Source organism: Micromonospora sp. DH13 (assembly GCF_020873825.1).
GTDB classification, from domain to species: Bacteria; Actinomycetota; Actinomycetes; order Mycobacteriales; family Micromonosporaceae; genus Micromonospora; species Micromonospora haikouensis.
On sequence record NZ_JAHWGR010000113.1, the window covers coordinates 1 to 405 of the forward strand.

Genomic DNA, 405 nt, shown 5'->3' on the forward strand with positions numbered 1-405 from the left:
GCCGGCATGCGGCTCAAGCTGGCGAAGCTCTCCGACGGCCGCATCCCCGGCGAGATGCTCGGCGCGCTCACCACGCTGCAGGAGGACTTCCTCGCCCGGATCGGCCCGGCCGCCGAGCTCGGGCCGGTCGAGCGCTCCGACCTCGAGGACGAGCTCGGCGACTGGCTCGAGGAGCGCGACGTGGAGCGCGCCTGGGACCTCGCCGGCGTGTTCGTCGCGGCCGGGCTGGGCACGTTCGACCTCGAGCGGGTCGCCGACGCGGTGGGGCCGTCGTTCCTGCCGGCGGCGCTGCAGTGGCTGGCCTACACCGTCGAGACCGAGACGCTGGTGGCCGAGATCGGCGAGAGCACCGCGCGGATCTCGGCGCTGGTCGACGCGGCGAAGCAGTACTCGCAGATGGACCGC

1 pseudogene is annotated in these 405 nt (G+C 74.1%); it reads left to right on the top strand.

Annotation, left to right across the window (positions count from 1 at the left end):
• A pseudogene (locus LPA42_RS33490) lies at window positions 1-405 on the top strand (histidine kinase); the annotation flags it as partial.